Raw genomic sequence first — 26,233 nt, 5'->3', positions numbered from 1 at the left:
CCGCCTTCCGCGTACGGGTCAGGCCGTGACGTGGAAGATCAGATGCTGGCCGTGCGCGGCCATCGGCCGGCCGTCCTCCAGGCTGCCGACCCAGGAGGCGGCCACATATCGGCCGGGCTCGGTCGGCATGGTGACCCAGAGGTCTCCACCGGGGGAGATCGGCGGGGTTCCCAGGGGGGCTTCGATGCTGAACGGAGGTGTCATGCTCATGTCACTATTGAAGAACGCGTGTACGTCCTCCTCGGTGACCGAGTCGTCCGGGACGCGGTAGATGATCGCCTCGTCCGGCTGCGTCACCTGGTTGACGCAGCGGACCGGAGATCCGGCCCCGGGCTGTCCGTGCAGTTCGAACCGCGGCCCCTCCGCGGTCTCCCGGGTGGTCAGCGTGGCCGCGCTCCCGGTGGCCGCGGCCGCGGCCGTACCGGTGACCGGCTCCGTGACGGTCAGCGTCCGCACGTGCTCCTGCCCCCGCTCCGGCTCGCGGCCCAGCGGCCCCTGGAAGTCCCGGTACTCCAGCACCAGATAGCTGCCGGGCTCCAGCACCGGAGTGATGTAGGAGACCGCGCCCGGATGGACGGCGGCCCCGCCGTACAGTTCGGCGGTGTCCATGAGCCCGCGGGTGGCCTCGATGGTCTCCTGCGGGGTGCGCGCCGAGAAGAGCGCGTACAGCAGTTCGCGGAAGGCGCCCTCCTCGTGTCCGTCGCGCAGCCGGACCAGCCCGAGGAACCCGGTCTTGAAGCTGGTGGCGGTCACCCGGAAGACCGAGGCACCCGGGGGAGCCGTGCTCGGGCAGACGAAATCCTCCTCGCCGGTCACGATACGGAGCGGAGCGCACGCCTCGGCCTGTTGGGCCCGGGGTGCGGCGTGGGCCGGTGCGGCCCCGGCTGCCAGGGCCGCACCGGCCGCCCCGCCGGCCGCGGTGATGAACCGGCGCCTGTTCCAGTTGCGCATACGGACACTTCCTCGTGTCGAACGGGCAATTCCGGTCTCCAGCGAACAAGTGACCGCCCGCGACGGGCTCAAGGATGTGTCAAATGTGATGGCAGAGGTGGCGTCGGCCCCCGGACGGGCAGCGGAACCGGCACCGAGAACGGGCGCGAAACGGGCAGGACTACCAGCCGATCACGGCGTCCCGGCGGAAGAACACCCCCGAGGGTCCGTCGTCCGGCAGCGTCGCGGCGCGCACCACGTCCCGCGCCGCCTGCTGCGGACTCTGCTCGGCCGTCGGCCGCATCCGGGTGCGCACCAGCCCCGGATTGATCGCGTTGACCAGTACCCCCGTGCCCCGGGTCTCCTCGGCGAGCATCACGGTCAGCGCGTTCAGGGACGTCTTGGAGACCGAGTAGGCCGGGCACATGGCGGCGATCCCGTTGCTGAACGAGCCGGTGCCGCTGGAGATGTTGACCACCCGCCCCCAGCCCCGTGCCACCATGCCGGGGACGAAGGACTGGCAGACCCGCCAGGTGCCCAGCAGGTTCACCTCCAGGGTGCGCTCGACCAACGACAGGTCCAGCGCGGAGGGCCGCTCCCCCCAGTCCAGTTGCACGCCCGCGTTGTTGACCAGGATGTCCACCGGGCCCAGGTGCGCGGCGGCCCGCTCGGCCGCCCCGGCCTCGGTCACGTCCAGCACCGCGGACCGTGCCCCCTCGCCCAGTTCGGCGGCCGTCTTCGCGGCGGCCTCCGCGTCCCGGGCGGCGACCACCACCCGATGGCCGGCCTCGTGCAGCGCGGCGGCCACCGCCTGCCCGAGTCCGCGGTTGGCCCCGGTCACCAGCGCGGTACGCGGTCCGGGCGGGGCAGTGCTGCTGTTCATCTCGGCCTCCAGGATCTCGACGGGTGCGCGCGTGCCGCGGCCGGTCGCCGCGGACGCTCTTCACGTGGTCAGTGGTGGTCGGAGATCCAGCGCGGGGCCTGGGACTCGGAGCCGGGCTCGGCGATCGTGAACTGCGCCATCATGCCCTGGTCCTCATGGGTGAGGACGTGGCAGTGGTACATGTAGGGGTACTCGGTGTCCACCCAGCGCGGCAGCGGAACCGCGAGCCGCACCGTGCCGCCCGCCGGTACGTGGACGGTGTCCTTCTGGCCGCGCAGCCGCGCGGGCGGTTTCCGCCCCCGGTACTCCAGGACGTTGAAGCCGGTGCCGTGCACATGGATGCTGTGCATCCCATCGCTCGAGCCGGTGAACTCCCACACTTCAACCGCTTCGGCGGGGGCGACCACGTCCACCCGCGCCATCTCCATGGCCTTGCCGTTGATCTGGGTCCCGTTCATCCGGAACCTGCGCACGGTCGCGTCCTTCTCCACCTCGACCGGGCGCGGCACGTCCCGCAGCCGCTCGGGCAGCGGCTGCGACCTGGTCAGCTTCCGCGCGGGGCGGAGCTGGAGGATGTCGAAGGTGTCCTCGCCGCCGTCCATCCGGTCGGTGGGAAAGCTGAGCCCCAGATCGGGCGGGAAGCTGCGCAGCAGCGCGTTCCTGCCCGGCTCCATCCGCACCACGATCTCCGCGCGCTCGGCGGCCATGAGCTGCAGCCGCCGCAGCGGCACGGGCCGCTCCAGCAGCCCGTTCTCCTGGGCCACCAGGTGGAACTCGCGGTTGTCGGTGAAGCCGAAGTTGTAGACCCGCGCGTTGGAGGCGTTCAGCACTCTCAGCCGCACCAGCGTGGTGCTCACCTTCAGATGCGGGTCGTGCACCCCGTTGACCAGGATCGTGTCGCCCAGCACGCCGACGCTGCCCACCCCGGCGAAGCTCTCCAGGGTGGAGGCGCCGCGCAACTCCATCGTGCCGTCGTCCGCGAAGCTGCGGTCCTGCACGATCAGCGGGATGTCGTCCACCCCGTAGTCCCGCGGCAGGCCCGTGCGCTCCTCGGCGTCCTGCTCGTCGTCCACCAGGAACATGCCCGCGATGCCGCGTGTCACATGCTCGGCGGTGGCCCCGTGCGGGTGCGGGTGGTACCAGAGCGTCGCGGCGGGCTGCTCGATCTTCCAGTGCGGCTTCCAGACGGCGCCGGGCTGCACCGTCTGGTGCGGGCCGCCGTCCATCACCGCCGGCAGGTGCATGCCGTGCCAGTGCAGTGTGGTGGCTTCCGGCAGCCGGTTGTCGTAGGCCACCCGTACCGTCTCCCCGCGCCGGGCCCGCAGCGTGGGCGCCAGAAAAGGCCCGTTGATGCCCCAGGTCGGGGTCTGCTTGCCGGGCAGCAACTCGCTGCTGCCCGGCCGCGCGGTGAGCTCGAACAGCCGGTCCCCGCCGCTCCTGCGCCCCTCCAGCAGCCGGGGGATGCGCAGCGCGTTCTCGAACGTCAGATCGCCGACGTTGGTCAGCTTGCGGTTGCCGTAGACGACCGCGAAGTTGACGGCGTACGCACCGCCCACCACCACTCCAGCCCCCAGTGCGCCGCCCGCGGTCAGCAGGGCGCGGCGGCGGATCCGCCGGCCGCGCGAGGGCGGCCCGCCGACGGAGTCGCGTTTGTTCTTCCCGGCCCGGCGCGGCCGCTGCTCGTTGTCCGGTTCGCTGGTCATCGGACCATGGTGGCCGGTCATCCGGTCAGCGTCCGGCGCTTGACTCGACTGTCCCTGGAGTGGCGGTGGAGCGCGCGCCGATGCCCCTTGCCCGGCCCGTCCCGGAGCGGCTACAACCTCGCTCGAGCCGTTCTCCAGCGGCTCTGGCCAGGCTGTACGCACGGCCGCGGACCAGCCGACCGCGTGCCCGAGGAGGAACCGTGACCGGCACGCCACCCCGTACCCACTCCACCGCCCCGGCACCACAGCCGGACGGCGGTGGGCTGTTCGCCAGATCCGCCGTCTTCGCGCACCGCCACCGATGGACCGCGCTGGTGCTGTGGGCCGTGGTGCTCGCCGGGATATGGGCGGCGGCCTCCGCCGCGGGGGACCGTTACCGCGACGACTACTCCATCCCCGGGACCGAGACCCAGCGCACGGTCGAACTGCTGGAGGAGCACGGTTCCGGGCAGGGCGGCGGCTCCCTGGAGATCGTGCTGCACGACCCGGACGGGCTGCGCGGAGAGGCGGTCCGCCAGGCCGTCGGCTCCATGGAGGCGAAGGTCGCGGACCTGCCCGCGGTCGACGAGGTGCGCGGCGCCTTCGCCGACCCCTCCTCGCTCTCCCCGGACGGCACCACGGCGTTCGCCACCGTGGCCCTCGACCGGCCCGCGGAGGAGATGGAGGTCGCCGACACCCGGCGCATCCTGGACACCGCGCGCACCGTGGCGGGAGACGGCGTCCGCGTCGAGCTCGGCGGCGAGGCGGCCGGCGAACTCGCGGCCGACTCCGGCGGCGCGGCGGAGGGAGCCGGCATCCTCGCGGCGCTGGTCATCCTCGTCTTCATGTTCGGCACCGTGGTGGCCGCCGGACTGCCCGTCATCACCGCGCTGTTCGCCGTGGGCACCACGCTCGGCGCCATCGTGCTCGTCTCCCATCTGTTCACCGTCGCCACCTGGGCGCCGTACGTGATGATGCTCGTCGGCCTCGGTGTCGGCATCGACTACGCGCTGCTGATCTTCGCCCGGTACCGCACCGAACTCACCAGCGGTGCCGAGACCGCCGAGGCGGCGCAGCGGGCCCTGCAGACGGCCGGAAGAACCGTCGCCGTCGCCGGCTGCACCGTGATCATCGCCCTGCTGGGGCTGGTCGCCCTGGGCCTGGGCGCGCTGCGTGGGGCCGCGCTGGCGGTGGCGCTGACCATCCTGGTCACGATGCTCGCCTCGCTGACCCTGCTGCCCGCGCTGCTGGCCGTCTTCGGCAAGCGCTTCGAGCGGCAGTTCCGGGCCCGCGCCGCCAAGCGCGCCGATCGGGGCAGGTCCGAGGAGGGCGCGGGCTGGCGCCGGCTGGGCGCGGCCGTGCAGCGCCGCCCCGTCGCCGTACTCGTACTGGCCGTGGTCGCGCTCGGCGCACTGGCCGCGCCGATGCTCGGCATGCGGCTCGGCTTCGCCGACGCGGGCAACGACCCGCAGGGCAGCACCAGCCGGAAGGCCTACGACCGGCTTGCCGACGGCTTCGGCCCGGGCGTCAACGGCCCGCTGGTCATCGCCGTCGCGCCGCAGGGGGACGACGGTTCGGGCGGCGACGTCCGGGAGGCGGCCCGCGCCCTGACGGCGGCGCTGCGCGACACCCCCGGCATCGCCGGCAGCAGCGGGGTCATCCCGACCGCCGACGGCGAGGCGGCCACCGTGCTGGCCTATCCGAAGACGGCGCCGCAGGACGAGGCGACCACCGACCTGGTGCACCACCTGCGCGAGGAGGTGCTGCCCCGCCTCTCGGAGCGCACCGGTGCCGACTATCTGCTGGGCGGCGCCACCGCCTCGGTCATCGACTACTCCGACACGGTCGCCTCCCGGATGCCGCTGTTCGTGGCGATCGTCGTGGGGCTGTCCATGCTGCTGCTGGCCGCCGTCTTCCGCTCGCTGCTGATCCCGCTGAAGGCCGCGCTGCTCAACCTGCTGTCCATCGGCGCCGCGCTGGGCGCCATCACCCTGGTGTTCCAGAACGGCTGGCTGGGCGAACAGGCGGGTCCCATCGAGGCGTACCTGCCCGTGATGATCTTCGCGATCGTCTTCGGGCTCTCCATGGACTACGAGGTCTTCCTGCTCTCCCGGATGCGCGAGGAGTGGCTGCGCACCGGCGATCACACCGCGGCCGTCCGCGAGGGGCTGGCCCGCACCGGTGCCGTCGTCACCGCGGCCGGAGCCATCATGATCGTGGTGTTCGGCTCGTTCTTCCTCAGCGACGACCGGATGCTGCGCCAGTTCGGCTTCGGGCTGGCCGTCGCGATCTTCATGGACGCCGTCGTCATCCGCTGCCTGCTCGTCCCCGCCGTGCTGCGGCTGCTGGGACCGCGTGCCTGGTGGCTGCCGCGTCCGATGGAACGAATCCTGCCACGTCTGGATATCGACTGACGGACGAGCATCGATCGGCGACACTCGAAACCTGCACGACCGCACCCGAACCGCACATCAACGCACCCCGCAGAGAACGAGGTTGATCCATGAGCGGCACCCAGTCCGTACGACCCCGCAGAGCGCTGCTGATCGGCTGCGGTATCGCCGGGCCCGTCCTGGCCATGTTCCTCCAGCGCATCGGCGTGGAAGCCGTCGTCTACGAGGGGAGCGAGAAGCCGAGGGACGACGCGGGGGCCTTTCTGAACCTGGCGCCCAACGGGATCGCCGTCCTGGAGACGCTGGGCATCGCCGAGGAGGTCTCGGGCAGCGGAACCCTCACCCGCAACACCGCCTTCCTCAACCACAAGGGCCGGCAGCTCGGCCAGAACCCGGCCGAGACCGTGCTGCTGACGCGGGGACGGCTCAACCAGGCCCTGCGCGAGGCGGCGGTCGAGCGCGGCGTGCCGATGGAGTTCGGCAAGTTCTTCGAGAGCGTCACCGAGACGGACGAGGGCGTGTCGGTCCGCTTCCGTGACGGCAGCACCGCCGAGGGCGACTTCCTCGTCGGCTGCGACGGCATCCACTCCAAGACCCGCTACACCGTGCTGCCCAACGCCCCCAAGCCCGCCTACACCGGAGTGATCGGCACCGCCGGGTACACCCACTCCCGGCACGGGGCGCCCGAGGACGGCACCATGCGGATGTCGTTCTGCCTCGAGGGATTCTTCGGTCACCAGACCACTCCCGGCGGCGAGATCTACTGGTTCGAGAACTACCACCACGAGCGGGAGCCGGCGCGCGGCGAGATCGAGGCCGTCGAGCACCAGGAGTGGCAGCGCCGGCTGCTGGAGCGGCACCGCAAGGACCACTACCCGGTGCCGCAGCTGATCGAGGACACCGCCGACGGCATCATCGGCTACCCCATCTACGACATGCCCTCGCTGCCCACCTGGCACAAGGGGCGGGTCTGCCTGGTCGGCGACGCCGCGCACGCCACCTCGCCGCACGTCGGCCAGGGCGCCTCGATGGCCATGGAGGACGCGATCGTGCTGGCCAAGTGCCTGCGGGACATCCCACAGGTGGAGCGGGCCTTCGCGGCGTTCCAGGACATCCGCAAGGACCGGGTCGAGAAGATCATCAAGGAGGGGCGCCGGACCGGGAACCAGAAGGCGGCGGCCAACGGCTTCCAGCGCGCCCTGCGCGATCTGGTGCTGCCGTTCTTCCTCAAGCTCGGCGTCAAGGCGACCGAGCCGGTCTACTCCTACCGCGTCGACTGGGACGAGGAGGTCCAGCCCGCACCCGCGGGCCGCGCGGCCTGAACGTGCGGTCCCGGACAGCCGGAGGGGGTACGCCCGATCCGCGTACCCCCTCCGTCGCTGTCCCGGACCGTGCCGTGCGGTTCAGGACTCGTTGTGCGTGGAGAGCTGCACCAGGTTGCCCTCCGGGTCGGCGACGTAGGCCGACCGCTCGCCCCAGGGCTGGTCCTTGGGCGCCATCAGTCCGCGCGCGCCCGCCTGCCGGGCCTTGGCGTACAGCGCGTCCACATCGCTGGTGATCACCACGATCTCGGACTGCTTGCGCAGCGAGCGGCCGATGCGCCGCAGCGGCGTGGAGTCCTTGATCACGTCGTAGGTGGCGAACGTGAGGTAGTAGCTGTCCCCGAGGCTGACCGTGCCGAAGACGGCGTCCCCCTCGGCCGGGAAGCGGAAGTCGACCTGGAAGCCGAACGCCTCGTGGTAGAAGTCCAGCATCGTGTCGATGTTCCTGGTGTAGAGGCTCGGCTGCCCGTACCGCACGATCTCGGCCGTCGACGGCGCCTTGGCCGCCGCCGGCTGCGCACCGCTGCTCGGGGCGCCCGCCACCAGCCCGACGGACAGCACCGCCGCGCTCGCCGTGCTGACTGCCAGGGTGCGGATGGCTCTTGCACGCATGGTGGTCTCCTTCGCTTCGACTGACCCGGGCGGCTCCCGGGCGCCGCCCAGCAGACTGCACTTCGCTCGAGTACCGCTGGAGCGACCCCGCTCCGCCTCCACCCGCCCTCGAACCGGCTGTGCCTGCCCCGCCGCCCGCGCGCGGTGCGGGAAAGCGCGGGGAAGCGCGCGGAAGCGCGGCGGAACACCGGCGGCACAGCCGGGCATCGAGGCCGCCTCCACCGCTCCTCCGGCAGCCCGGCGCACCGTGGCCGGGAGGGTCCGAGCCTTCCACCCGATCTGTCCTGGGCCCCGGAGGAATGGAGAAGTTCATGCGCGGTTCCACCCAGATCCTCGTCATCGGGGGCGGGCCTGCCGGGTCAACGGCGGCCGGACTGCTGGCCAAGCAGGGCTTCGAGGTCACCCTGCTGGAGCGGGACCAGTTCCCCCGCTACCACATCGGCGAGTCGATCCTCCCCTCGTGCCGACCGATACTCGAACTCCTCGGCGTCTGGGACAAGGTGCAGTCCCACGGCTTCCAGCCCAAGGGCGGTGCCTACTTCTTCTGGGGCCCGGAGGAGTGGGAGGTCAAGTTCGACAGCCTGGGCGACGACGGCACCAACGCCTGGCAGGTCGTCCGCTCCGAGTTCGACGAGCTGCTGCTGCGGCACGCCGCCTCGCTGGGCGTCGAGGTGGTGGAGAACGTCACCGTCAAGGAACTGGAGTTCGACGGGGACCGGCCGGTCGCCGCCCGCTGGGCCGGCACCAAGGATCCGGCCCGGGGCGGCCGCATCGCCTTCGACTACGTCATCGACGCCTCCGGGCGCGGCGGCGTGATGGCGGCACGGCACGTGAAGAACCGCCAGTACCACGAGATCTTCCGCAACGTGGCCGCCTGGTCGTACTGGAAGAACGTCAAGCCGCTCGACCGGGGCCCCGAGGGCGCCATCGCCGTCTGCTCGGCACCCGACGGCTGGTTCTGGGTGATCCCGCTGCACGACGGCACCACCAGCATCGGCCTGGTCACCGGGCGGGACATCTTCAACGAGAAGCGCAACCGCCTCGGCGGCGTCCAGGAGGTCTACGACCAGGTGCTGGCCGAGTGCCCGGCCGTCACCGATCTGCTCGGCGGCGCCGAGCAGGTCGGCGAGATGAAGGTCGAGCAGGACTACTCCTACACCGCGGAGGACTTCGGCCGGCCGGGCTATCTGATGTGCGGCGACGCCGCCTGCTTCCTCGACCCGCTGCTGTCCACCGGCGTGCACCTGGCCACCTACAGCGCGATGCTGGCCAGCGCCGCGCTCGGCAGCGTCATCCGCGGCGAGGTCGAGGAGGAGGAGGCCTGGCAGTTCTTCAACACGGTCTACCAGCACGCCTACGAGCGGCTGCTGGTGCTGGTCTCGGTCTTCTACGAGAGCTACCGCGGCAAGGAGCACCACTTCTACAACGCGCAGAAGCTCACCTCCGCGCAGCGCGAGAACCTCAATCTCCAGGACGCCTTCGACCGGATCATCACCGGTATCGCGGACATGGAGGACGCGCAGGACGTGTACGCCAGCGTGCACGCCCACCTGAACGGCGCCGAGAGCGGCGACCCCAACCCGCTCGCCAACCTCAACAAGGTCCATGAGCAGAAGCAGGCCCCGATGAGCGAGCAGAACGCTGTCGGCGGCCTCTACCTCGCCTTCCACCCGCAGTTGCGGCTGGCACGCACCGGCGCCGCCGAGGCGGCGCCGCAGGGAGGCCCGACGGTATGACGGCTCAGCAACCGGCCCCCGCGGCGGACGGCACACCGGCCACCACCTCGCTGCGGCCCTGGCCCAACTGGTTCCGCACCCTGTTCATGAGCGACCTGTGGGAGCGCTTCGGCTTCTTCGGCATGCAGGCGATCCTCGTGCTGTTCGCCGTGGCGCCCCGCGACGAGGGCGGGCTCGGGCTCGCCAAGGCGGACGCCGCCGCCCTGTTCGGCGCCTGGATCGGGCTGGCGTTCATGCTCTGCCTGCCCGGCGGCTGGGTCGCCGACCGGCTGCTCGGCCCGCGGCGCACCCTGGTGCTCGGCGCCGCCGTCACCACCGCGGGCCACTTCGCGCTCGCCACCCCGCTGCTGTGGCTGACGCCGCTCGCGCTCGTTCTGCTGGCCGTCGGCATGGGCCTGTACAAGCCCAACCACCAGGCCCTGCTCAACCTGATGTTCAAGGACGGCGGCCGCCGCGAGGCGGGCATCTCGCTGATCTACGTCGGCATCCAGGTCAGCGCGCTCACCTCGCCGCTGATCGCGGGGTTCCTCGGCGAGCGCGTCGACTGGCGGCTCGGCTTCGCCGTCTCGGGCACCGCGATGCTGCTCGGCACCATCCAGGTGGCGCTGGCCCGGCCGCAGTTCCAGGGAGTGGGCGACCTGCCCGGCAGGCCGCTGGACGCGGCATCGGCCCGCCGCGTCAAGCGCCGGACCGGCGCCGTCGCGGCCGTCCTCGTGCTGCTGCTGAGCGGGATGGCGGCGGGCGGCGCGCTGACGGCGGCCAGCGGCATCGCCCTCGTCGGCATGGTCACCATCGTCGCGCCCGTCGTCGCCTACACCGTGCTCTACCGCAGCCCCGAACTGGGGCCGCCGGACCGCAGGAGGCTGCGCGCCTTCCTGTGGATCTTCCTCGGTTCCACGCTGTTCTGGTCGCTGATCGCCCAGGACGGCTCCTCGCTCACGCTGTTCGCCAAGAACTCCACCGACCGTGACGTGCTCGGATTCGAAGTCCCGGTCAGCTGGCTGCAGTCGGCCACCCCGCTGTTCATCCTGGTGCTGGCACCGGTGTTCGCCTGGCTGCTGCTCAAGCACAGCGGCGGACGCGGCGGCGTCCCGGCCAAGTTCTCCGCCGGCCTGCTGCTGACCGGCGTCAGCTTCCTCATCATGGCGGTGGCCGCCGGGCTGGCCTCCGGCGACACCAAGGTCTCCCCGCTGTGGCTGCTGGTGGTCTATCTGATGCACGCCTGCGGCGAACTGATCGTCGCCGCCGTGGGCATCGCCGCCGTGGCCGACGTCCTGCCGCGCCGGTTCATCGCGCACATGCTGGGGCTGCTGTGGCTGTTCGCGGCGCTCGGCGGCGGCGCGGGCAGCGGCCTCGTCCGGCTGATCGATGTGATTCCCGAGGCGCTGTACTACCTGCTGCTCGCGGTGCTGGCACTCTCCGTCGGCGGCGCCCTGGCCCTGCGCCGGCACGCCGTGTCCCGCGGCCTGGCCCCCGAGGGCGCGGACGCCGAGGAACCGCCCGAGGGCACCGCGCCCGCGACCGTCAAGGAAGGAGACCGCACATGACCTCGCTGCCCCCGGCACCCGAGTCCGCCACCCTCGACACCCCCCAGACCTCGGAGCTGGCCCGGCTGGGGCTCGGCTTCGCAGCCTCCAAACTGCTGCTGAGCGCACTGGAGCTGGGCGTCTTCTCCGCCCTCGCGCAGACGGCCGACGGCAGCGCGGAAGCCGAGGAACTGCGCGCCGCGCTGGGTCTGCACCCGCGGGCCGCCTCCGACTTCTTCGACGCGCTGACCGCCGTCGGCCTGCTGGAGCGGCAGTACGGCCGCTACCGCAACAGCGACACCGCCCAGCGGCACCTGGTCCGCGGCCCGGACTACCAGGGCGGCTTCCTGGAAGGCGCGGGGTTCGTCCTCTACCCGGCCTGGGGGCGGCTCACCGAGGCGCTGCGCACCGGGGAACCCCAGGCCGAGGGCGACTTCGAGGCCATGCTCAGCGATCCGCAGGCCCGCCGGATGTTCCTCGCCATGCAGGACTCGCTCAGCCAGCCGCTGATCCCGCATCTGCTGGCTGCACTCGACTGGTCCGGGTACGCCACCCTCACCGACGTGGGCGGCGCCCGCGGCAACCTGGCGGCGCGCATCGCGCGCGAGCGCCCCGGGCTGACGGCCACCGTCTTCGACCGGCCGCAGAACGCCGGACCCTGCGCCGAGCACACCGCGGACCTGGGGGTGGCCGACCGGACCGGCTTCGTCGGCGGCGACTTCTTCACCGACCCGCTGCCGCCCGCCGACGTCGTCGTCATCGGCCACGTCCTGGCCGACTTCTCCCGCGACGAGCGGCGCGCGCTGATCGAGAAGGCGTACGCGGCCGTGCACGAGGGCGGGGCGCTGCTCGTCTACGACCCGATGAACGGCGACAAGCCCGAACTGGCCTCGCTGATCGCCAGCCTGCACATGCTGGTCATGACCCCGGCGGGAGCCGGATACCACCCCGACCACTGCGCCGGCTGGATGGAGCAGGCCGGATTCACCGAGGTGACCTCCCGGCCGCTGCCGCTGGGCAACACGCTCCTGGCCGCCCGCAAACCGGCGGCCGGCACGCCCTGACGGCACGCCGCCAGCCCCGACGACCCAAGGAGACCGACTGTGCAGATCGGAGTGGGCCTGCCCACCACCGTGCCCGACGTCGACGGGCGGCGCCTCGTCCGGTGGGCGGCCCGCGCCGAGGAGCACGGCTTCTCGGCGCTGGGCGTCCTGGACCGGCTCGTCTACGACAGCTACGAACCCCTCACCGCGCTCACCGCGGCCGCGGCCGTCACCGAACGGATCCGGCTGACGACCAGCATCCTGCTGGCCGCCTACCGGCCCGGCACCGCGCTGCTGGCCAAGCAGCTCGCCACCCTGCACGAGATCTCGGGCGGCCGGCTGGTGGTCGGCGCCGCGGCGGGCGGCCGCGAGGACGACTTCCAGGCGACCGGTGCCGCGTACCACGACCGGGGGCGCCGGCTGGACGCCCTGCTGACCGAGCTGCGCAACGTCTGGGACGGCAAGGAGACCGACACCGGCGTCACGGGCATCGGCCCCTTCCCGGCCGCGCCCGGCCCCGAACTGATCGTCGGCGGGCACACCCCGGCCGCGATGCGGCGGGCAGCGCGGCACGCGGGCGGCTGGATCGCGGGCGGCAGTTCGGCCACGGCCTACGCCGACCTGGCGCAGCAGGCCCGCGCCGCCTGGCGCGCCGAGGGTCGCACCGACAGCCCGCGGCTGGTCGCGCTCGTCTACGCCTGCCTGGGCCCGGAGGCGCGCGCCACCGCCGAGCGCTATCTGCGGGCCTACTACGCGTTCATCGGCCCGAAGGCGGAGATGGCCGCCAAGGCCGTCATCACCGACGCGGAGGCCCTGCGCGAGACGGCCGCCGCCTATGCCGCGGCCGGCTGCGACGAGCTGCTGGTCTTCCCCTGCACCGCCGCACCGGCCCAGCTCGACCTCCTGGCGGAGGCCGCGCTGGGCTGACGCCGCGCTCCCAGGAATCGCGCCGCCGCCGCAGGGTGTGGGCGCTGCTCGGCGTGGGTCGGCAGCTCCTGACGTGCAGGAGCTACGCCCGCTGCCGACGCACGTGCGCTTCGGCGGTGTGCGGCGCGGTCACGGTGCTGCGCTCCGGGAGGGTGCGTCCAGCCAGGGTGACGCCGCCGGCGATGCGTGAGTACCGCCCGATGGCAAGCCCTGGACCCAGGCTGATGTTGTGACCGGTCTGGACGCGGTCGCCAAGGAGCGCCCCGAATCGGGGCGTTCCGCAGCGGTAGATCCCACCAGGGGCGCGAAACCGGATCTCGCGCTCCGGCTGCGCCATGTGAGTGCTCCACATACTGATGGCGGCGACGGTGACGTTGGCGGACAGATGGGCCTCGTCACCGACGAGGGTGCGATTGAGACCGATGCGGTGCCCGAGAATCGTGCCTTCACCGAGGAACGACCGTGTGACTTCGCAGTTGAAGCCGACGCTTACTCCTGCGCTGAGTACCGAGCCGGACCGTACGGTGGAGAACTCCCACACCCGCACGCCGGGGCCGATGATGACGTCCTCTCCGATGAGGGCCGTTCGATGGATCTCGGCAGTGGGGTGGATACGGTGAGGGTGGGGGAGTCGCGCGAGGGCCTGGCGGTGCCAGTCGTCCCACGATGCCAGGAAGTCAGCCAGCTCTGCGTCGTTCATGTCGGCATACGGGGTGTCTGCGAGCATCCCGGCGCTGGGTGCGGTGAGGTAGTCGCCGATACGTAGTCGGGGCATGAAGACCTCTCTCTTGCGGTCGGCCCGCTGCCCGGGATCGTTAGCATCTGCGTCAGTCCCGAGAGACGGAGCGTTCATCTGTGAGTAGTCCGCGCATCGGCGTCGCCATCCTGACGATGGGCAACCGACCAGCCGAACTGATGGAACTGCTGGAGTCGGTGGCCATGCAGGAGACGCCCGCGCAGCGGGTGGTGGTGGTCGGGAACGGGGCGCCACTGCCCGCGCTCCAGGATGGAGTGACCGGCCTCGAGCTGACGGAGAACCTGGGCGTGGCCGGCGGCCGGAACACGGCCCTTGCCTGTCTGGCGGAGTTCGGGGACGTCGATGTGGTGGTGGATCTGGACGATGACGGTCTGCTGATCAGCCGCGACGCCTTCGCCCGCCTGGCCGCCCTGTACGAGCAGGACGAGCGGCTGGGCATCGTCAGCTTCCGTATTTGCGATGAGCGCGGCCGTACCCAGCGGCGTCACGTTCCGCGGCTGAGGGCCGGGGATCCGATGCGGGGCGGTCCGGTCACCACCTTCCTCGGCGGCGGGCACGCCCTCTCGGCCCGGATGCTGGAGCAGACCGGCGGCTGGCCCGACGCCTTCTTCTATGCCCACGAGGAGACGGACCTGGCCTGGCGTGCCTTGGACGCGGGATGGAAGGTGGTCTACGAACCCGCCCTGGTGCTCCAGCACCCGTGGACGTCACCGACCCGGCACGCGGTCTTCCACCGCATGGTCGCCCGCAACCGGGTATGGCTGGCCAAACGCCACCTGCCCGCACCACTCGTCCCCGCCTACCTGGGTGCATGGACGCTTCTCACTCTGGCCCGGACGCGTTCGTGGGACGGGCTCCGCGCCTGGTTCGGAGGGTTCGCAGAAGGCGTGCGCACCTCGTGCCCGCCGCGGCAGCCGATGAGGTGGGCCACGGTCTGGCGCATGACCCGCCTCGGTCGGCCTCCGGTGCTCTAGGCGCTCGCAGCCCTCTCGGCGAGCAGCCAGTCCGGTACCGCATCCGGGGTCCTGCCCAGCCACCGCACATAACGGGCCACCCCGTCGGCGACCGTGATGGTGGGCTTCCACTCCAGTGTCGCGGCCAGCCGGTGCGGTGAGGCATAGCCGCCCAGCGGGTCACCAGAAGGCATCGGAGCCTCCAGCAACTGTGTGCCAGGGAAGTGTTCGGCAATCAGGTCGGCCACGGTGCGCACGTTTGTAGGCGTTCCAGTTCCGACGTTGACGGTTTCGTTGTGTGCGCGCGGTGCAACCAGGCTGCGTACTGTGGCGGCAGCCACGTCGTCGACATGCACCAGGTCGCGGATCTGCCGACCACCACCGTGCAGGTACAGCGGCAGCCCCAGAGCGGCGCGCACGGCAAACCAGGCGACCACCCATGAGTGGCTGTCCTCCTTGACCACCTGCGGTTCTCCGTAGACGGAGAAGTAACGCACGACGGTGTGGGAGATACCGACCGCACCCAGCATCAGCCGAGTCTGGGTCTCGCCCCACGCCTTCGTGCTGCCGTAGACCGAGACGGGCCGCAGGGGCGTCTCCTCGGTGAACAGCGTGGCTGCCTGTCCGTAGACGGACTCCAGCAGTTGCCGCATCGATCGCCACTCGGCGCAGCGGGGAGAGTTGTCCGGCTCGCCGTTGCCGTAGACGCTGGCAGAGGAGACGAACACGAATCGGCGCAGTCGGTCGCTGGCGGCGGCAGCGTCCAACACGGTCTGTGTGCCACAGATGTTGGCGGCGATCGCGTTATGCGGGTGGCGGGTGCAGGCTGCCACGTCAGCCAGCGCCGCGGCGTGGATGATGTAGTCGGTCCCGTCAACAGCACGCGTCACGGCGGCCTCGTCGGTGATGCTTGCTCGGATGACGTCGGGGCTGTCGAGGCCGACGCCGAAGATGTCCCGGTAGGTGTGGGCGGGATAGGCGTCGAGCGTGCACAGCACGCGGCAGTGGGCTCCCAGTTCGCGGAGGCGACCGGTGATGCGGCTGCCGATCAACCCAGCGCCTCCCGTTACCAAGACGGTTCGCCCAGCCAGCTCTGACAGATATGTGTCGGTCACGATGCCTCCTGATGCGGTAGGTGTGGGCGCTCCCCGCCGTAGGTGGTGGGGCGCACTCACCGATTGCGCCTCAGCCGGGAGCGGATCGGGAGAGGTATCGGGTCGGCGTGCACGGTCTTTGCATCTCACGCAAAAGTGACCGCCACCACGTCTTCTGTTCCTACGATGGGTGTTCCGGCAGCACGACCAGGGGGGTTTGATGCGACCGGTCATCCGTTTGCCGTCCACCCCATCGGGGGAGCACTTGGCCCCGGGCCAATTGATTCGCGTCATCAGACGGGAGCAGGGCGTCACGCTGGAGCAACTGGGCCAGAAGACCGGGTACTCAGCCGCGCAGCTCTCGCGTCTGGAGCGCGGCATCTCCCCGATGACGGTCGATGCCTTCCGAGCCTTCGCTGACGCCCTCGACATCCCGTCCGGAGCTCCCGGCCCGCTCCCCGACTCCCATCAGCCGGGCCGACACACTGAACCGACCAGCCGCTATCCCCGCATTCCCGCGCCTACGCTGAAGGGCAGGGAGGACGGTGAGAGCGTGAGGCGTCGGCAGTTTCTCGCAGCCAGCGCTGCTGCTGCTGCGGTGAACGTCGGGGGTCCGCCCGGCGAGACCCCTGCGCAGGCCCACGAAGCTCAGATGGGTGAGATCCTCGTCGCACGGCTGCGGGACGCGATGCTCGGGCTCGGCAGCCCCGCCACGAGCCAGAATCATGAGCACGTGATCGCCGAGCTCCACCACGCGCACCGCGACTACCGCACATGCGGGTATGCCAGCCTCGCCGTACGCCTGCCGCGCCTCATCAGCACAGCACACGCTGCCCACGGTAAGGACCACGCTCTGCTGGGCCGCAGCTATCTCCTCGCAACCCGGCTCCTGGTCAAGCTGGACGAGCAGCAACTGGGGTGGATGGCCGCCGACCGGGCCCGGCAGCTGGCGGCGGCAGCCGGGGATCCACTCGCTGTCGCCGAGTCGGCACGCCAACTCGCCGTCCTCGCACGCAAAGCAGGGTGGCAGGACCAAGCACTCACCCTCGCGCTCAACGCTGCCGAATCGCCCGAGCTGCGCGAGGTCGGCCGGTCGGGCACCGCACTGCGGGGACTGCTGGTGCAGTCTGCCGCCTACACCGCCGCCTGGAAGGGAGACCCGGATGGGATGCGTGAGCTCACCGCCGAAGCTGCCGCTCTCGCCTCCGGACTTGGTGACACCCGGCTGAGGGACCTTGGCGGCTTCTGCCCCGCAACCGTGCAACTGCATCTGGTCTCAGCCGAGAACAGTGTCGGGGACCCGGCACGGGCACTGGCCGCAGCACACGCCATCGACCCCGCCGCGCTGCCCACCACCGAGCGACGCGCTCGCCTGTATACGGACATCGCCCACGCCCACAACCGATGGGGGCGCAGAGACGCGTGCATCTCCAGCCTTCTGGCGGCCGAACGCTGTGCCCCGCAAGAGATCCATGCACGCCCCGCCGTCCAAGCCCTCATCTCCGGCCTGCTGCTCTCCGGACGTAGGACATCGGATCTCCGCGGCCTCGCCGCTCGCGTCGGTGCTCTCCGAGCCTGACCGGCCTGCGAAGCTGTTGTCTTTTCGATCTTGAGAAGGGCCCGTCGAACGGGAGTCCCGAGCAGGCGGGCCGCTGCCGGCCGGCCGCACCGGCAGCTCCTCAGCTCCGCGACGCCTCGGCGACCGCCGCCAGGAAGGCGAACTGCTGCTCCCGGGCGTCAGGCGGCGCGCACGTGCCGGTCTGCACGTCGAATGTCGCGTTGCGGGCCTCGGTCGCGAGCCGGAGGATGCGTTCGTCCTGCGTGGCCAGGAGCAGCCGGTTGATGGCGTAGTTCACCCGTGACCGGGCCGCCCAGCTCTCGTGGGTGGCCTCCTCCTGCTCGGGCGTCCCCTCGTCCTGCGTGGCCAGACGTGTCTCCCAGTAGAGCCGCCCGCGATAGTCCGTCAACGCGTCCGCCAGGCTGGTCGCAGCGTCCTGAAGTCTCTGGATCCGGGCCGTGTGCTCGGCACGGGAGGACACCCAGCGCTGCAACAGACCAGTGGTGAGGGCCCCGAGCAGCGTCCCGACCACTGCGACCACGCTCGCCCACACAGCATTCACACCTGTCCCCATTACCGTTTTCGTGGCCTCGCAACGGGGCTCCCGGCCTCTGGAGCTGGCATGACTGTGTCCCCCTGTCGAACGTATGGCCCGGGGGGTGGTGTCACCAGTTCCGGAGGCATCGACAGACCGCTGATTAGGGACATGACCACCGGCTTCTTCGCAGGTCGGGAGGCTCTTCGTAATGTGGATGTGGCGATCGGTGCCGTGCCAAGGCCGGGCGAGGACGACCGGAGACTGCACGTGATCGACATCAGCGACATCGGCGTCTTCCTGGGCCTGGACGTCGGCAAGGGCGAACACCACGCCACCGCCGTCACCCCGGCCGGGAAGAAGGCGTTCGACCGGCGGCTGCCCAACAGCGAACCCAAACTCCGCGAGGTTTTCGGCAAGCTGACCGCGAAACACGGCACCGTGCTCGTGGCCGTCGACCAGCCGGCCTCCATCGGGGCCCTGCCCCTCGCGGTCGCCCGCGACATGGGCTGCGAGGTCGCCTACCTTCCCGGACTGACGATGCGGAGGATCGCCGACCTCTACCCCGGCGAGGCCAAGACCGACGCCCGCGACGCTTTCGTCATCGCGGACGCCGCCCGTTCCATGCCTCACACCCTCCGCGCGATCGCCCTCGAGGACGAGGCGGTCGCCGAGCTGGAGATGGTCGTGGGCTTCGACGACGACCTCGCCGGCGAGGCGACCAGGATCAGCAACCGCCTCCGCGGCCTGCTCACCCAGATCCACCCGCACCTCGAACGCGTCCTGGGCCCGCGCATCCAGCACCCGGCCGTCCTCACCCTGCTCGACCGGTTCGGTTCCCCGGCCCAGATCCGCAAGGCCGGCCGTCGGCGGCTCATCAGCCTCATACGTCCCAAAGCCCCGCGCATGGCCGAACGACTCGTCGAGGACATCTTCACCGCGCTCGACGAACAGACCGTTGTCGTTCCCGGCACCGACGCGGCCGCACTCATCGTCCCGAGCCTGGCCGGCTCGCTCCAGAACGTGCTCGACCAACGGAAACTGCTGGCCACCAGGATCGAGGAACTCCTGGATGCCCACCCTCTTTCCCGGGTCCTGACGTCCATGCCCGGCATCGGCGTCAGGACCGGAGCCAGGATCCTCATCGACGTGGGCGACGGCAGCGGCTTCCCCACAGCCGCCCACCTCGCCGCTTACGCCGGCCTGGCCCCGGCGACCCGCAGCTCGGGGTCCTCGATCCGGGGCGAACAGCCGTCCCGGCGAGGAAACAAGCAACTCAAACGGGCCTTCTTCCTGTCCGCGTTCGCCGCCCTGTCCGAGCCCAGATCCAGGACCTACTACGACAAAAAGATCGCCCAGGGCAAGCACCACACCCAAGCCCTCCTCTGCCTCGCCAGACGACGAGCCGACGTGCTCTTCGCGATGCTCCGCGACGGCACCTTCTACACCCCCCAACCAGCCCCTACAGGTTGACGAAACCCATAGGGACACCCCCCGGGTCTCAGGCCGACTCGGCGGCCAGTCTGGCAGGGGCGAGACGGACGGAGCCATGGTGCCCGCGATCCGCCGGGGGGCGACGGGACGGGCGGTACCGGCCTGGAGGTCACCGCCCGCTCAGCCCTTCCGGGAGGCCGTACGGGAGGCGCGGGCGCTCCGGGGGCGCTCCGCGGGGTGGGCGAAGTCGCCCAGCGTCGCCAGGCCGCCGCGGTGGCGGCCGAGTAACTGCAGCAGCGGGCCCGTCATGGCGGTGGTGAGCAGGGCCATGACGACCAGCAGGCCGTACAGCTCGCGGTCCAGGACGCCCAGTTGCAGTCCTACGGTCAGGATGACGAGCTCCGTCAGGCCGCGGGTGTTCAGCAGCGCGGCTAGCAGTCCGCTCTGCACGGGCGGCACCCGGTTGAGCCGGGCGCCCGCGTAGGCGCCGGCGAACTTGCCGGTCACCGCGGTCAGCAGGATCAGCCCGAGTTCGCCCAGGTCGCGCACTCCGGTGCGGGAGAGGTCCACCTGGAGTCCGGCGACGACGAAGAAGGCCGGCAGCAGCAGGAGCCGGGTGAGGTATTCCAGCCGGTCGGTGAGCTGGAGGCGCAGGTGCCGGGAGGTGTCGCGGGGCAGCACGGCGCCGAACAGGAAGGCGCCGAAGGCGAAGTGGGCACCCAGCCAGGCGGTGGCCAGTGACGAGAGCAGCAGACCGGCCAGGACCACGACGAGCTGGTCGGCGGTCACATGGTCGCGCGCCCACCCCTGCCAGCCGGCCCGGCGCGCGGTGCCGGGCCGGTGGAAGAGCCACCGCAGACCGGGCCGTACGACGAGCAGCATGAGGGCCAGATAGCCGGGCGCCAGCAGCATCCGCCACTGGCCGCCGCCGCCCGCGACGGTGGCGACGACCGCCAGCAGGGACCAGGCGAGGACGTCGTCGAGCGCGGCGCAGGCGAGCGCGATGCCGCCGATCCGGGTGCGTCCCAGTCCGCTGTCGGCGAGGATGCGGGCCAGTACGGGGAAGGCGGTGACCGCCATCGCGGCGCCGAGGAAGAGCACGAACGCGGCGCGGCCGCCGGTGGCGTGCCGGTCGGCGAGGTGCAGTGCCAGCAGCCCGCCCAGCAGCAGCGGCACCAGTACCGAGCACAGGGACACGGAGACCGCGAGGCGTCCGGTGCCGCGCAGCCGGGTCAGGTCCAACTCGTAGCCGACCATGAACATGAACAGCACCAGCCCCAGGTCCGCCAGTGCCGCGAGCAGGGGCCGGATGTCGGCCGGAAAGAGGAAGCGGGCCGCCGCGCCGTCGAACAGGGTGGGCCCCAGGAGCACCCCGGCGAGCAGTTCGCCCACCACCGGGGGCTGTCCGAGCCGGCGCGCCGCCGCGCCCAGCAGCCGGCCGAGCACCAGGACGGCGGCGAGCGCCGCGAAGAAGGACTGGACCTGCTCCGGAGTCATGCGGGCGCCCCCTGCGCGTGCCGGGCGGTACCGGGCGGTACCGAGCGATGCGGCCGGTCGTCCGGACGACCGGCCGCACCAGCCCTGACCGGCGGCTTCCGGTGCCGGGGCGGGGAGGCTACGGGGGCGTGCTCGAGGGCGGTTCGAGAGCTCAGGCAGGCGGGCTCGTGCGCGGCTCGCGCTGTGCCCCGGTCCGCGGTGCCGCGTGCTCCTTGCCCGGGTCGGGCAGTACCGGTTCGGTGCCGTCCCGGTGCGCGGTGCGGGCGTCGTCGAGGAACTCGCGGGAGAACATCGCGCTGAGCGTGGCCACTCCGCCGCGGGCGACGCGGATCTCGCCGTGCTGGAGCGTTCCGGTGAGCCGCACGACGCGGCCGTGGTGTTCGGTGTGCCGTTCGCGGTCCTTGACCTTGCAGCGTCCGACCAGGGACAGCTCGGACTCGAGCAGGACCGCGTCCTCCGGGAGCAGGAGCTTGAGGGTGCTGCGCTCGCTGTGCAGCCGCAGCTCGATCTCGCCCTCGGGGAGCTGGGCCGAGCGCAGGTCGAGGTGGACGGAGGAGCGCCGGGTGCGCACCTCGATCGTGCGGGACCGGGTCCAGTGGCCCAGCCGCTTCACATTGGTGTAGAAGGCTTCGACCTGCTCGACCTGCTCTTCTGTGTGGTCCGGTGTGTGCTCCGTGTGCTGGTTGCTCATCGCAGTGTTCCTTTCGGGAACCCGGGCAACAACCCGATGGTGGAATACCTTGGGAACCGGTTATCTTGGGAGTCAAGGTAATCGGACGGCCTTTAGTTTGAGAGTCGAGATACTTGTATGTCAAGTGAACAGGGTCCCGTGCCGCACGAACCGAAGGAGAAGGAGCTGCGGCAGCAGCTCGGCGCCGAGGTCCGCGCCCTGCAGGGCGCCACCGACGCCGTGGACGCCGCCGCCGCCGACCGGCTCGGCATCAACCGCACCGACCTGCACTGCCTCGACGTCCTCACCCAGCGTGACAGCGCCACCCCCAGCCAGTTGGGCACCGCGCTCGGTCTGACCACCGGCAGCGTCACCGCGATGCTCGACCGGCTGGCCCGGCTCGGCTACCTCACCCGCGAGCCGGACCCGCACGACCGCCGCAAGTCCGTCGTCCGCGCCACCGAGCAGATCCAGCGCGGCGCCGGCGACCTCTACGGCCCGCTCGCGCAGGAAGGCGCGGCCCTCCTGGAGCGCTACTCACTGCCCGAACTGGAGCTCCTGCTGGACTTCGCCCGGCGCAGCCGCGAACTCCAGGAGCGGCACCTGCGGCGGCTGCGGGACGAGGCGGGCTGACCCCTCGGCGGGCCGGTACCCGACCGGCCCGGAACGGCCGGCCCCGCGCCCGACCGGCGGGAGCGGCGGCCGGCGGGCGGGCATGGGAGGAGGCGTGCCGGGAACGCGGGGCGGGGAGTTCCGTTCCCCCCACGCACAGGAAGCAGGTGCTCGCCATGCCCGAGGCCATCGCCTTCGCCGCGTACGGCGGCCCCGAAGTGCTCCGGCCCACCGGTATCGACATCCCCGAACCGGACCCCGACCAGGTGCGCGTCGCCGTCCGGGCCGCGGGCGTCAACCCGCTGGACTGGAAGCTGCGCAGCGGCTCCCTGGCCGCCGTCATGCCGGTGCCGCTGCCGCACATCCCCGGGTCGGAGTTCGCGGGCACCGTCGAGGCGGTGGGCGACGGTGTCAGCAGCCTGGAGCCGGGCGACGAGGTCTTCGGCCACGCCTCGCAGGCCTACGCCACGCTGCTCGTCGCCGACCTCGACATGCTGCGGCTGCGCCCCGACGACCTGGAGGTGCACCGCGCCGCCGGGCTGCCCTCCGCAGCGGAGGCCGCCCACCGCGCGCTGGAGGAACTGGGCGTCGCCGCGGGGGAGACCCTGCTCGTGCACGGCGCGGGCGGCGCCGTCGGCAACCTCGCGGTCCAGTTCGCGCTCGCCCGGGGCGCGCAGGTGGTCGGCACCGCGGCGGAACGGGTCCACCAGAGGCTGAGCAGGCTGGGTGCCACCCCCGTCCGCTACGGCGAGGGCTGGCCCGAGCGGGTGGCGGCTGCCGCGCCGCAGGGGGTGGACGCCGTACTGGACGTCTCGGGAGCCGACGTGCTGGGCGACTCCGTCCGGCTCGCCCGCGGCGGCGCCGCACGGGTCCTCACCCTCGCCTCCCCGCAGGCCGCGCAGGCGCACGGGGCCAGGTTCTCCGGCGGCGGGGACGGCCTCCGGCGCACCGGCGCCGCGCTCGACGAGGCCCTGGCGCTGCTGCGGCGCGGCACCCTGGAGGTGCCGCTCCACCCGCCCTTCCCGCTCGCCGAGGCGGCCGAGGCTCACCGGGCCGGGGAAGCCGGCGGACTGGACGGCAAGCTGGTGCTCACCATGGAGTGAATCCGCCCAGCCCGACCCCGGACAGCCGCGTCGCGCACGCACGTCCGCCCGCCCCCGGCGCGGGGCGGGCGGACGGACGAGGACCGCGGGTCAGCCGCCCTTGTGGGCGATGACCAGGGTGACGTCGTGGCCCAGCGAGCGGTGCTCGACCCGGGCGAAGCCCGCGTCGCGCATCCACCCCGTGCACTGCGCCAGCGTGTAGCCCTTTCCGTGCGGGGTCATCAGCTGGAGGTTGAGGCTGCGCAGCAGATTGCGCAGATAGCTCTCCTCGCCCGGGACGATCACCGGGTCCCACACCAGGAAAGCGCCACCGGGGCGCACTCCGGCGAAGGCGTTCTTCACCAGTTGGGCGCGCTGGTCGTCGTTCCAGTCCACCAGCGCGTGCCCCAGCATCAGCACATCGGCCTCGGGCAGCGGCCCGGCGAAGAAGTCACCGCCCTGGAAGCCGAGCTTGCCGGTCGTCCCCAGCGCCGCCATGTGCGCGTCGAAATCCTCCTCCAACTGCGGCAGGTCGAAGACCCGCGCCTGCAGATGCGGATGCGCGCCCACCAGACCGGCCAGCACATTGCCCCGGCAGCCGCCCAGCTCCAGCACCGAACCGTAGGACGCCCAGTCGAAGACCTCCGCCAGCGCGGGGATCAGCGGCCTGCTGGCGTCCTCGGCCATCCGCACCAGCCCGTCCTTCTTCTCCTCACTGTCGTAGAGCTGATCGAACATGTCCTCGCCGGAGTAGGTCGCCGCCTGCGGCTCCTCGCTGCGCAGCCCCTCGGCAAGGCGGTCCCACGCCGGATACATCACCCGGTCGGCGAGCTGCAGGAACCCGCTGAGCGACGCCGGATCGCCGGGCACCAGCAACTGCCCCGACACCCGCGTGTTGGCCCACGCGCCGTCCGCCGTGCGCTCCAGGAAGCCGAGTTCGGCCAGCGCCGCGAGGAAGTGGTCGCAGCCGCGCCGGCCCAGCTCCAGCCGCTCGCGCAGCCGCTCCTCCGACAGTGGCCCCTCGGCCAGCGCCGCGAACAGCCCCAGCCGTACCCCGGCCAGCACCAGCTTCGCCGGCTGGAAGGCCATGGCCTGGCCGAGCACCTGTCCGGCCCGGGCCGTCACCTCGTCAGTCATCGGCCCGCTCCGCCCCGGTCACGAGGCCGCCGCCGAGGCGCGCGCCAGCACGTCGTCGAGCACCGCGTCCGGGTCCGCCACGGCCGAGGTGCCCTCCGCCGAGCGCCAGGCCACGAACGCGTCCGGCCGCACCAGCACGGCGCCGCCCGATCCCACCCCGTAGGCGGCCGCCCAGTCGCGGTCCTCGGGTCGCAGCTCCTCCTCCGGGCCCACCGCGTGGGTGCGCAGCGGCACGCCCAGTCGCTCGGCCGCCTTGACCGCGGCCTTCGCCCAGGCGCCGCCGTCCGGGCCGTGCAGCAGGACGAAGCCGTCCCAGAACAGGTCGATGGAGGAGATCCGCTCGGTGCCCTCAGCGCCCTCGGTGCCCGTACGCGTCAGCCACACGTGCGGCGCGCGGGTGCCGGGCTCACCCGTCAGCTCCAGGTCGGGGGTGAGCACCTTGGATCCCTCGGCGCCGACGACGGACGAGGAGCGGTACCGGTAGCCGAGCGTGATGATCACGTCGTCGACGAAGTCCTTCCGGTCCTGCTCGGTCGCGTAGCCGTGCCGGATCCGGTTGCGCACCAGGGCCTGCTCGGACATGGCGGTGCCCAGCGGGCGGCGCTCCGCGTCGTAGGTGTCCAGCAGCGCGTCGGTGCCCCAGCCGTCGTGCACGGCCGCCAGCTTCCAGGACAGGTTGTGCGCGTCGTGGATGCCGGTGTTGGCCCCGAAGCCGCCCGCGGGCGGGTGCACATGCGCGGCGTCGCCCGCCAGGAAGACCCGGCCCACCCGGAAGGTCTCGGAGACCAGCTGGGCGCCCTGCCAGGGCACCTTGTCCATGATCTCGACGTCGATGTCCTTGCCGGCCGCGCGGCGGACGATCTCCACGCAGCGCTCGTCGGTGTAGTCGTCCGGCGTCTCGCCCTTCTCCGGGTAGTAGATGGGCGCCGCCAGCCACGGATCGCAGCCGTGCAGCCGCGAGAGGCCCATCAGGGAGCCCCCGGCCGAGGCGTAGCACAGGATGAACTTGCGGTCCTTGAGCAGCGTCTCCAGCTCCGGCGCCCGGAAGTAGATGCTCAGCGCGTTGAAGACGGTGCCGCGGCCGGTCCGCTCGACGCCCAGCGCCTTCCGGACGCGGCTGCCCGCACCGTCGGCGCCGACCAGGTAGTCGGCGCGGATGGTGATCCGGTTCCCCGTCGCGGCCTCCTCGGCCACGGCGGTGACGCCTTCCTCGTCGGCCTCGAAGGAGACCAGCCTGGTGTTGAACCGGACATCGGCGCCGTACTCGCGGGCCTTGGCGACCAGCACCTTCTCGTACCGGTCCTGCCCGCAGCCCATCACCCGCTCCGGGCTGACCGTCGGACCGTCCAGCGACGGGGACTCCAGCAGTTCGGCGTTGTCGATGTCGGAGAAGGTGTCGACCTTGATGATCCCGCCCTCGAAGTAGGCGTGCGAGTTCCCCTTCTCCAGGGCGCGGATCTCTTTCCCGAGCCCCGCGGCGCGGAACAGCTCCATCGTGCGGGCCTGCAGACCCGGGGCGCGGGGGAGCATGGAGGTGCTGTCCCGCTTCTCCAGCAGCATCGTGCGGACGCCACGCCGCCCGCTGAACAGTGCGGTGGAGAGCCCGACGGGACCACCGCCGACGATCAGCACCGGGATCTTCACGTCATACATGCATGTCCCCTCTGAACAACTGGGCTTGGCCGGATTCGGCACCCCTGATGAGTAGCCACGGCCCCTTGAGGGCCACTGGAGATCCGGCGGGGGCGCACGGCCCCGGCGCCGTCCCCACCGCGGTTCGAGGGGCGCTCAACTTCGCGGTGTGACCCTCCCGGGGCGGCCCTGGCGCCAGGCCATGTGCCGTTTCGGAA

The 26,233-nt window shown here is 71.7% G+C and carries 22 protein-coding genes and 1 pseudogene; 12 read left to right on the top strand and 11 right to left on the bottom strand.

Annotated features, from left to right (window positions below):
• Positions 1 to 18 precede the first annotated feature (18 nt).
• From P2424_RS06270 to P2424_RS06260, 3 genes are all read right to left on the bottom strand, one after another.
• Positions 19 to 951, bottom strand: a complete 933-nt coding sequence (locus P2424_RS06270) for a twin-arginine translocation signal domain-containing protein (protein ID WP_276474786.1) — start codon at positions 949 to 951, stop codon at positions 19 to 21.
• A 160-nt stretch (positions 952 to 1,111) separates the two neighbouring features.
• Positions 1,112 to 1,813 (bottom strand): SDR family NAD(P)-dependent oxidoreductase, encoded by a 702-nt coding sequence (locus tag P2424_RS06265; protein WP_276474785.1) that lies wholly within the window; start codon positions 1,811 to 1,813, stop codon positions 1,112 to 1,114.
• A 68-nt stretch (positions 1,814 to 1,881) separates the two neighbouring features.
• Positions 1,882 to 3,516, bottom strand: coding sequence for a multicopper oxidase domain-containing protein (locus P2424_RS06260; protein ID WP_276474784.1), 1,635 nt, complete (start codon positions 3,514 to 3,516; stop codon positions 1,882 to 1,884).
• A 200-nt stretch (positions 3,517 to 3,716) separates the two neighbouring features.
• Between P2424_RS06260 and P2424_RS06255 the strand changes: the two genes are divergently transcribed.
• Together P2424_RS06255 and P2424_RS06250 are read left to right on the top strand one after the other, a co-directional pair.
• The gene (locus P2424_RS06255; RefSeq protein WP_276474783.1) at positions 3,717 to 5,909 is read left to right on the top strand and encodes an MMPL family transporter; all 2,193 of its coding nucleotides are present in this window, start codon (positions 3,717 to 3,719) and stop codon (positions 5,907 to 5,909) included.
• Positions 5,910 to 5,998: 89 nt separating this feature from the next.
• Positions 5,999 to 7,210, top strand: coding sequence for an FAD-dependent monooxygenase (locus P2424_RS06250; RefSeq protein WP_276474782.1), 1,212 nt, complete (start codon positions 5,999 to 6,001; stop codon positions 7,208 to 7,210).
• Between the two features lie 81 nt (positions 7,211 to 7,291).
• Here the strand turns inward: P2424_RS06250 and P2424_RS06245 are convergent, their stop codons facing one another.
• Positions 7,292 to 7,822, bottom strand: a complete 531-nt coding sequence (locus P2424_RS06245; protein ID WP_276474781.1) for a VOC family protein — start codon at positions 7,820 to 7,822, stop codon at positions 7,292 to 7,294.
• Positions 7,823 to 8,133: 311 nt separating this feature from the next.
• Between P2424_RS06245 and P2424_RS06240 the strand changes: the two genes are divergently transcribed.
• From P2424_RS06240 to P2424_RS06225, 4 genes are read left to right on the top strand one after another with little or no spacing between them, the layout of a single operon-like run.
• Positions 8,134 to 9,558: an NAD(P)/FAD-dependent oxidoreductase gene (locus P2424_RS06240; RefSeq protein ID WP_276474780.1), complete on the top strand. Its 1,425-nt coding sequence runs from the start codon at positions 8,134 to 8,136 to the stop codon at positions 9,556 to 9,558.
• Positions 9,555 to 11,105 (top strand): peptide MFS transporter, encoded by a 1,551-nt coding sequence (locus tag P2424_RS06235; RefSeq protein ID WP_276474779.1) that lies wholly within the window; start codon positions 9,555 to 9,557, stop codon positions 11,103 to 11,105. Before P2424_RS06240 ends, P2424_RS06235 begins: the two co-directional genes overlap by 4 nt.
• A complete protein-coding gene (locus P2424_RS06230; protein WP_276474778.1) occupies positions 11,102 to 12,148 on the top strand; it encodes a methyltransferase in 1,047 nt (348 codons plus the stop codon). The genes P2424_RS06235 and P2424_RS06230 overlap by 4 nt, the downstream gene beginning before the upstream one ends.
• Positions 12,149 to 12,187: 39 nt before the next feature.
• Complete coding sequence (locus P2424_RS06225) at positions 12,188 to 13,054, top strand: LLM class flavin-dependent oxidoreductase (RefSeq protein ID WP_276474777.1); 867 nt, start codon at positions 12,188 to 12,190, stop codon at positions 13,052 to 13,054.
• An 82-nt stretch (positions 13,055 to 13,136) separates the two neighbouring features.
• Here P2424_RS06225 and P2424_RS06220 read toward each other — a convergent pair whose 3' ends face one another.
• Positions 13,137 to 13,754, bottom strand: coding sequence for a transferase (locus P2424_RS06220; RefSeq protein WP_276474776.1), 618 nt, complete (start codon positions 13,752 to 13,754; stop codon positions 13,137 to 13,139).
• Between the two features lie 155 nt (positions 13,755 to 13,909).
• Here P2424_RS06220 and P2424_RS06215 point away from each other — a divergent pair, with 155 nt between their 5' ends.
• Positions 13,910 to 14,785 carry a glycosyltransferase gene (locus P2424_RS06215; RefSeq protein ID WP_027759546.1) on the top strand — a complete coding sequence of 292 codons (876 nt, stop codon included), beginning with the start codon at positions 13,910 to 13,912 and terminating at the stop codon, positions 14,783 to 14,785.
• Here the strand turns inward: P2424_RS06215 and P2424_RS06210 are convergent.
• A complete protein-coding gene (locus P2424_RS06210; RefSeq protein ID WP_069991559.1) occupies positions 14,782 to 15,879 on the bottom strand; it encodes an NAD-dependent epimerase/dehydratase family protein in 1,098 nt (365 codons plus the stop codon). The two genes, P2424_RS06215 and P2424_RS06210, sit on opposite strands and share 4 nt — an antisense overlap.
• A gap of 199 nt (positions 15,880 to 16,078) precedes the next feature.
• Here P2424_RS06210 and P2424_RS06205 point away from each other — a divergent pair.
• Together P2424_RS06205 and P2424_RS06200 are read left to right on the top strand one after the other, a co-directional pair.
• A pseudogene (locus tag P2424_RS06205) lies at positions 16,079 to 16,282 on the top strand (helix-turn-helix transcriptional regulator); the annotation flags it as partial.
• Between the two features lie 228 nt (positions 16,283 to 16,510).
• The gene (locus P2424_RS06200) at positions 16,511 to 17,437 is read left to right on the top strand and encodes an XRE family transcriptional regulator (RefSeq protein ID WP_276478849.1); all 927 of its coding nucleotides are present in this window, start codon (positions 16,511 to 16,513) and stop codon (positions 17,435 to 17,437) included.
• Positions 17,438 to 17,537: 100 nt separating this feature from the next.
• Here P2424_RS06200 and P2424_RS06195 read toward each other — a convergent pair whose 3' ends face one another.
• The gene (locus tag P2424_RS06195; RefSeq protein WP_276474775.1) at positions 17,538 to 17,978 is read right to left on the bottom strand and encodes a hypothetical protein; all 441 of its coding nucleotides are present in this window, start codon (positions 17,976 to 17,978) and stop codon (positions 17,538 to 17,540) included.
• A 243-nt stretch (positions 17,979 to 18,221) separates the two neighbouring features.
• Between P2424_RS06195 and P2424_RS06190 the strand changes: the two genes are divergently transcribed.
• Complete coding sequence (locus tag P2424_RS06190) at positions 18,222 to 19,424, top strand: IS110 family transposase (protein WP_276478848.1); 1,203 nt, start codon at positions 18,222 to 18,224, stop codon at positions 19,422 to 19,424.
• Between the two features lie 141 nt (positions 19,425 to 19,565).
• Here the strand turns inward: P2424_RS06190 and P2424_RS06185 are convergent, their stop codons facing one another.
• Both P2424_RS06185 and P2424_RS06180 read right to left on the bottom strand, forming a co-directional pair.
• On the bottom strand, positions 19,566 to 20,882 hold the full coding sequence (locus tag P2424_RS06185) for a cation:proton antiporter (protein WP_276474774.1): 1,317 nt from the start codon (positions 20,880 to 20,882) through the stop codon (positions 19,566 to 19,568).
• A 151-nt stretch (positions 20,883 to 21,033) separates the two neighbouring features.
• Positions 21,034 to 21,573 (bottom strand): hypothetical protein, encoded by a 540-nt coding sequence (locus tag P2424_RS06180; RefSeq protein ID WP_276474773.1) that lies wholly within the window; start codon positions 21,571 to 21,573, stop codon positions 21,034 to 21,036.
• Positions 21,574 to 21,711: 138 nt separating this feature from the next.
• Here P2424_RS06180 and P2424_RS06175 point away from each other — a divergent pair, with 138 nt between their 5' ends.
• Both P2424_RS06175 and P2424_RS06170 read left to right on the top strand, forming a co-directional pair.
• Entirely contained in the window at positions 21,712 to 22,185 is a 474-nt protein-coding gene (locus tag P2424_RS06175; RefSeq protein ID WP_276474772.1) for a MarR family transcriptional regulator, read from the top strand.
• A 155-nt stretch (positions 22,186 to 22,340) separates the two neighbouring features.
• The gene (locus tag P2424_RS06170; RefSeq protein WP_276474771.1) at positions 22,341 to 23,267 is read left to right on the top strand and encodes an NADP-dependent oxidoreductase; all 927 of its coding nucleotides are present in this window, start codon (positions 22,341 to 22,343) and stop codon (positions 23,265 to 23,267) included.
• A 90-nt stretch (positions 23,268 to 23,357) separates the two neighbouring features.
• On the opposite strand, the gene P2424_RS06165 is transcribed toward P2424_RS06170, so the two are convergent.
• Positions 23,358 to 24,383, bottom strand: coding sequence for a methyltransferase (locus P2424_RS06165; RefSeq protein WP_276474770.1), 1,026 nt, complete (start codon positions 24,381 to 24,383; stop codon positions 23,358 to 23,360).
• An 18-nt stretch (positions 24,384 to 24,401) separates the two neighbouring features.
• A complete protein-coding gene (locus P2424_RS06160) occupies positions 24,402 to 26,036 on the bottom strand; it encodes an FAD-dependent monooxygenase (protein WP_276474769.1) in 1,635 nt (544 codons plus the stop codon).
• Between the last annotated feature and the right edge of the window lie 197 nt (positions 26,037 to 26,233).

Origin of the sequence: Streptomyces sp. WMMB303 (assembly GCF_029351045.1) — a bacterium.
Lineage (GTDB): Bacteria > Actinomycetota > Actinomycetes > Streptomycetales > Streptomycetaceae > Streptomyces.
This window is presented reverse-complemented; position numbering and strand designations above follow the sequence as displayed.

Bases quoted from the DNA above. Each gene is read 5' to 3' on its own strand.
- P2424_RS06270 (WP_276474786.1), bottom strand. From the start codon at position 951: ATGCGCAACTGGAACAGGCGCCGGTTCATCACCGCGGCCGGCGGGGCG.
- P2424_RS06265 (WP_276474785.1), bottom strand. From the start codon at position 1,813: ATGAACAGCAGCACTGCCCCGCCCGGACCGCGTACCGCGCTGGTGACC.
- P2424_RS06260 (WP_276474784.1), bottom strand. From the start codon at position 3,516: ATGACCAGCGAACCGGACAACGAGCAGCGGCCGCGCCGGGCCGGGAAG.
- P2424_RS06250 (WP_276474782.1), top strand. From the start codon at position 5,999: ATGAGCGGCACCCAGTCCGTACGACCCCGCAGAGCGCTGCTGATCGGC.
- P2424_RS06245 (WP_276474781.1), bottom strand. From the start codon at position 7,822: ATGCGTGCAAGAGCCATCCGCACCCTGGCAGTCAGCACGGCGAGCGCG.
- P2424_RS06240 (WP_276474780.1), top strand. From the start codon at position 8,134: ATGCGCGGTTCCACCCAGATCCTCGTCATCGGGGGCGGGCCTGCCGGG.
- P2424_RS06235 (WP_276474779.1), top strand. From the start codon at position 9,555: ATGACGGCTCAGCAACCGGCCCCCGCGGCGGACGGCACACCGGCCACC.
- P2424_RS06230 (WP_276474778.1), top strand. From the start codon at position 11,102: ATGACCTCGCTGCCCCCGGCACCCGAGTCCGCCACCCTCGACACCCCC.
- P2424_RS06220 (WP_276474776.1), bottom strand. From the start codon at position 13,754: ATGAACGACGCAGAGCTGGCTGACTTCCTGGCATCGTGGGACGACTGG.
- P2424_RS06200 (WP_276478849.1), top strand. From the start codon at position 16,511: ATGGGTGAGATCCTCGTCGCACGGCTGCGGGACGCGATGCTCGGGCTC.
- P2424_RS06185 (WP_276474774.1), bottom strand. From the start codon at position 20,882: ATGACTCCGGAGCAGGTCCAGTCCTTCTTCGCGGCGCTCGCCGCCGTC.
- P2424_RS06180 (WP_276474773.1), bottom strand. From the start codon at position 21,573: ATGAGCAACCAGCACACGGAGCACACACCGGACCACACAGAAGAGCAG.
- P2424_RS06170 (WP_276474771.1), top strand. From the start codon at position 22,341: ATGCCCGAGGCCATCGCCTTCGCCGCGTACGGCGGCCCCGAAGTGCTC.
- P2424_RS06165 (WP_276474770.1), bottom strand. From the start codon at position 24,383: ATGACTGACGAGGTGACGGCCCGGGCCGGACAGGTGCTCGGCCAGGCC.
- P2424_RS06160 (WP_276474769.1), bottom strand. From the start codon at position 26,036: ATGTATGACGTGAAGATCCCGGTGCTGATCGTCGGCGGTGGTCCCGTC.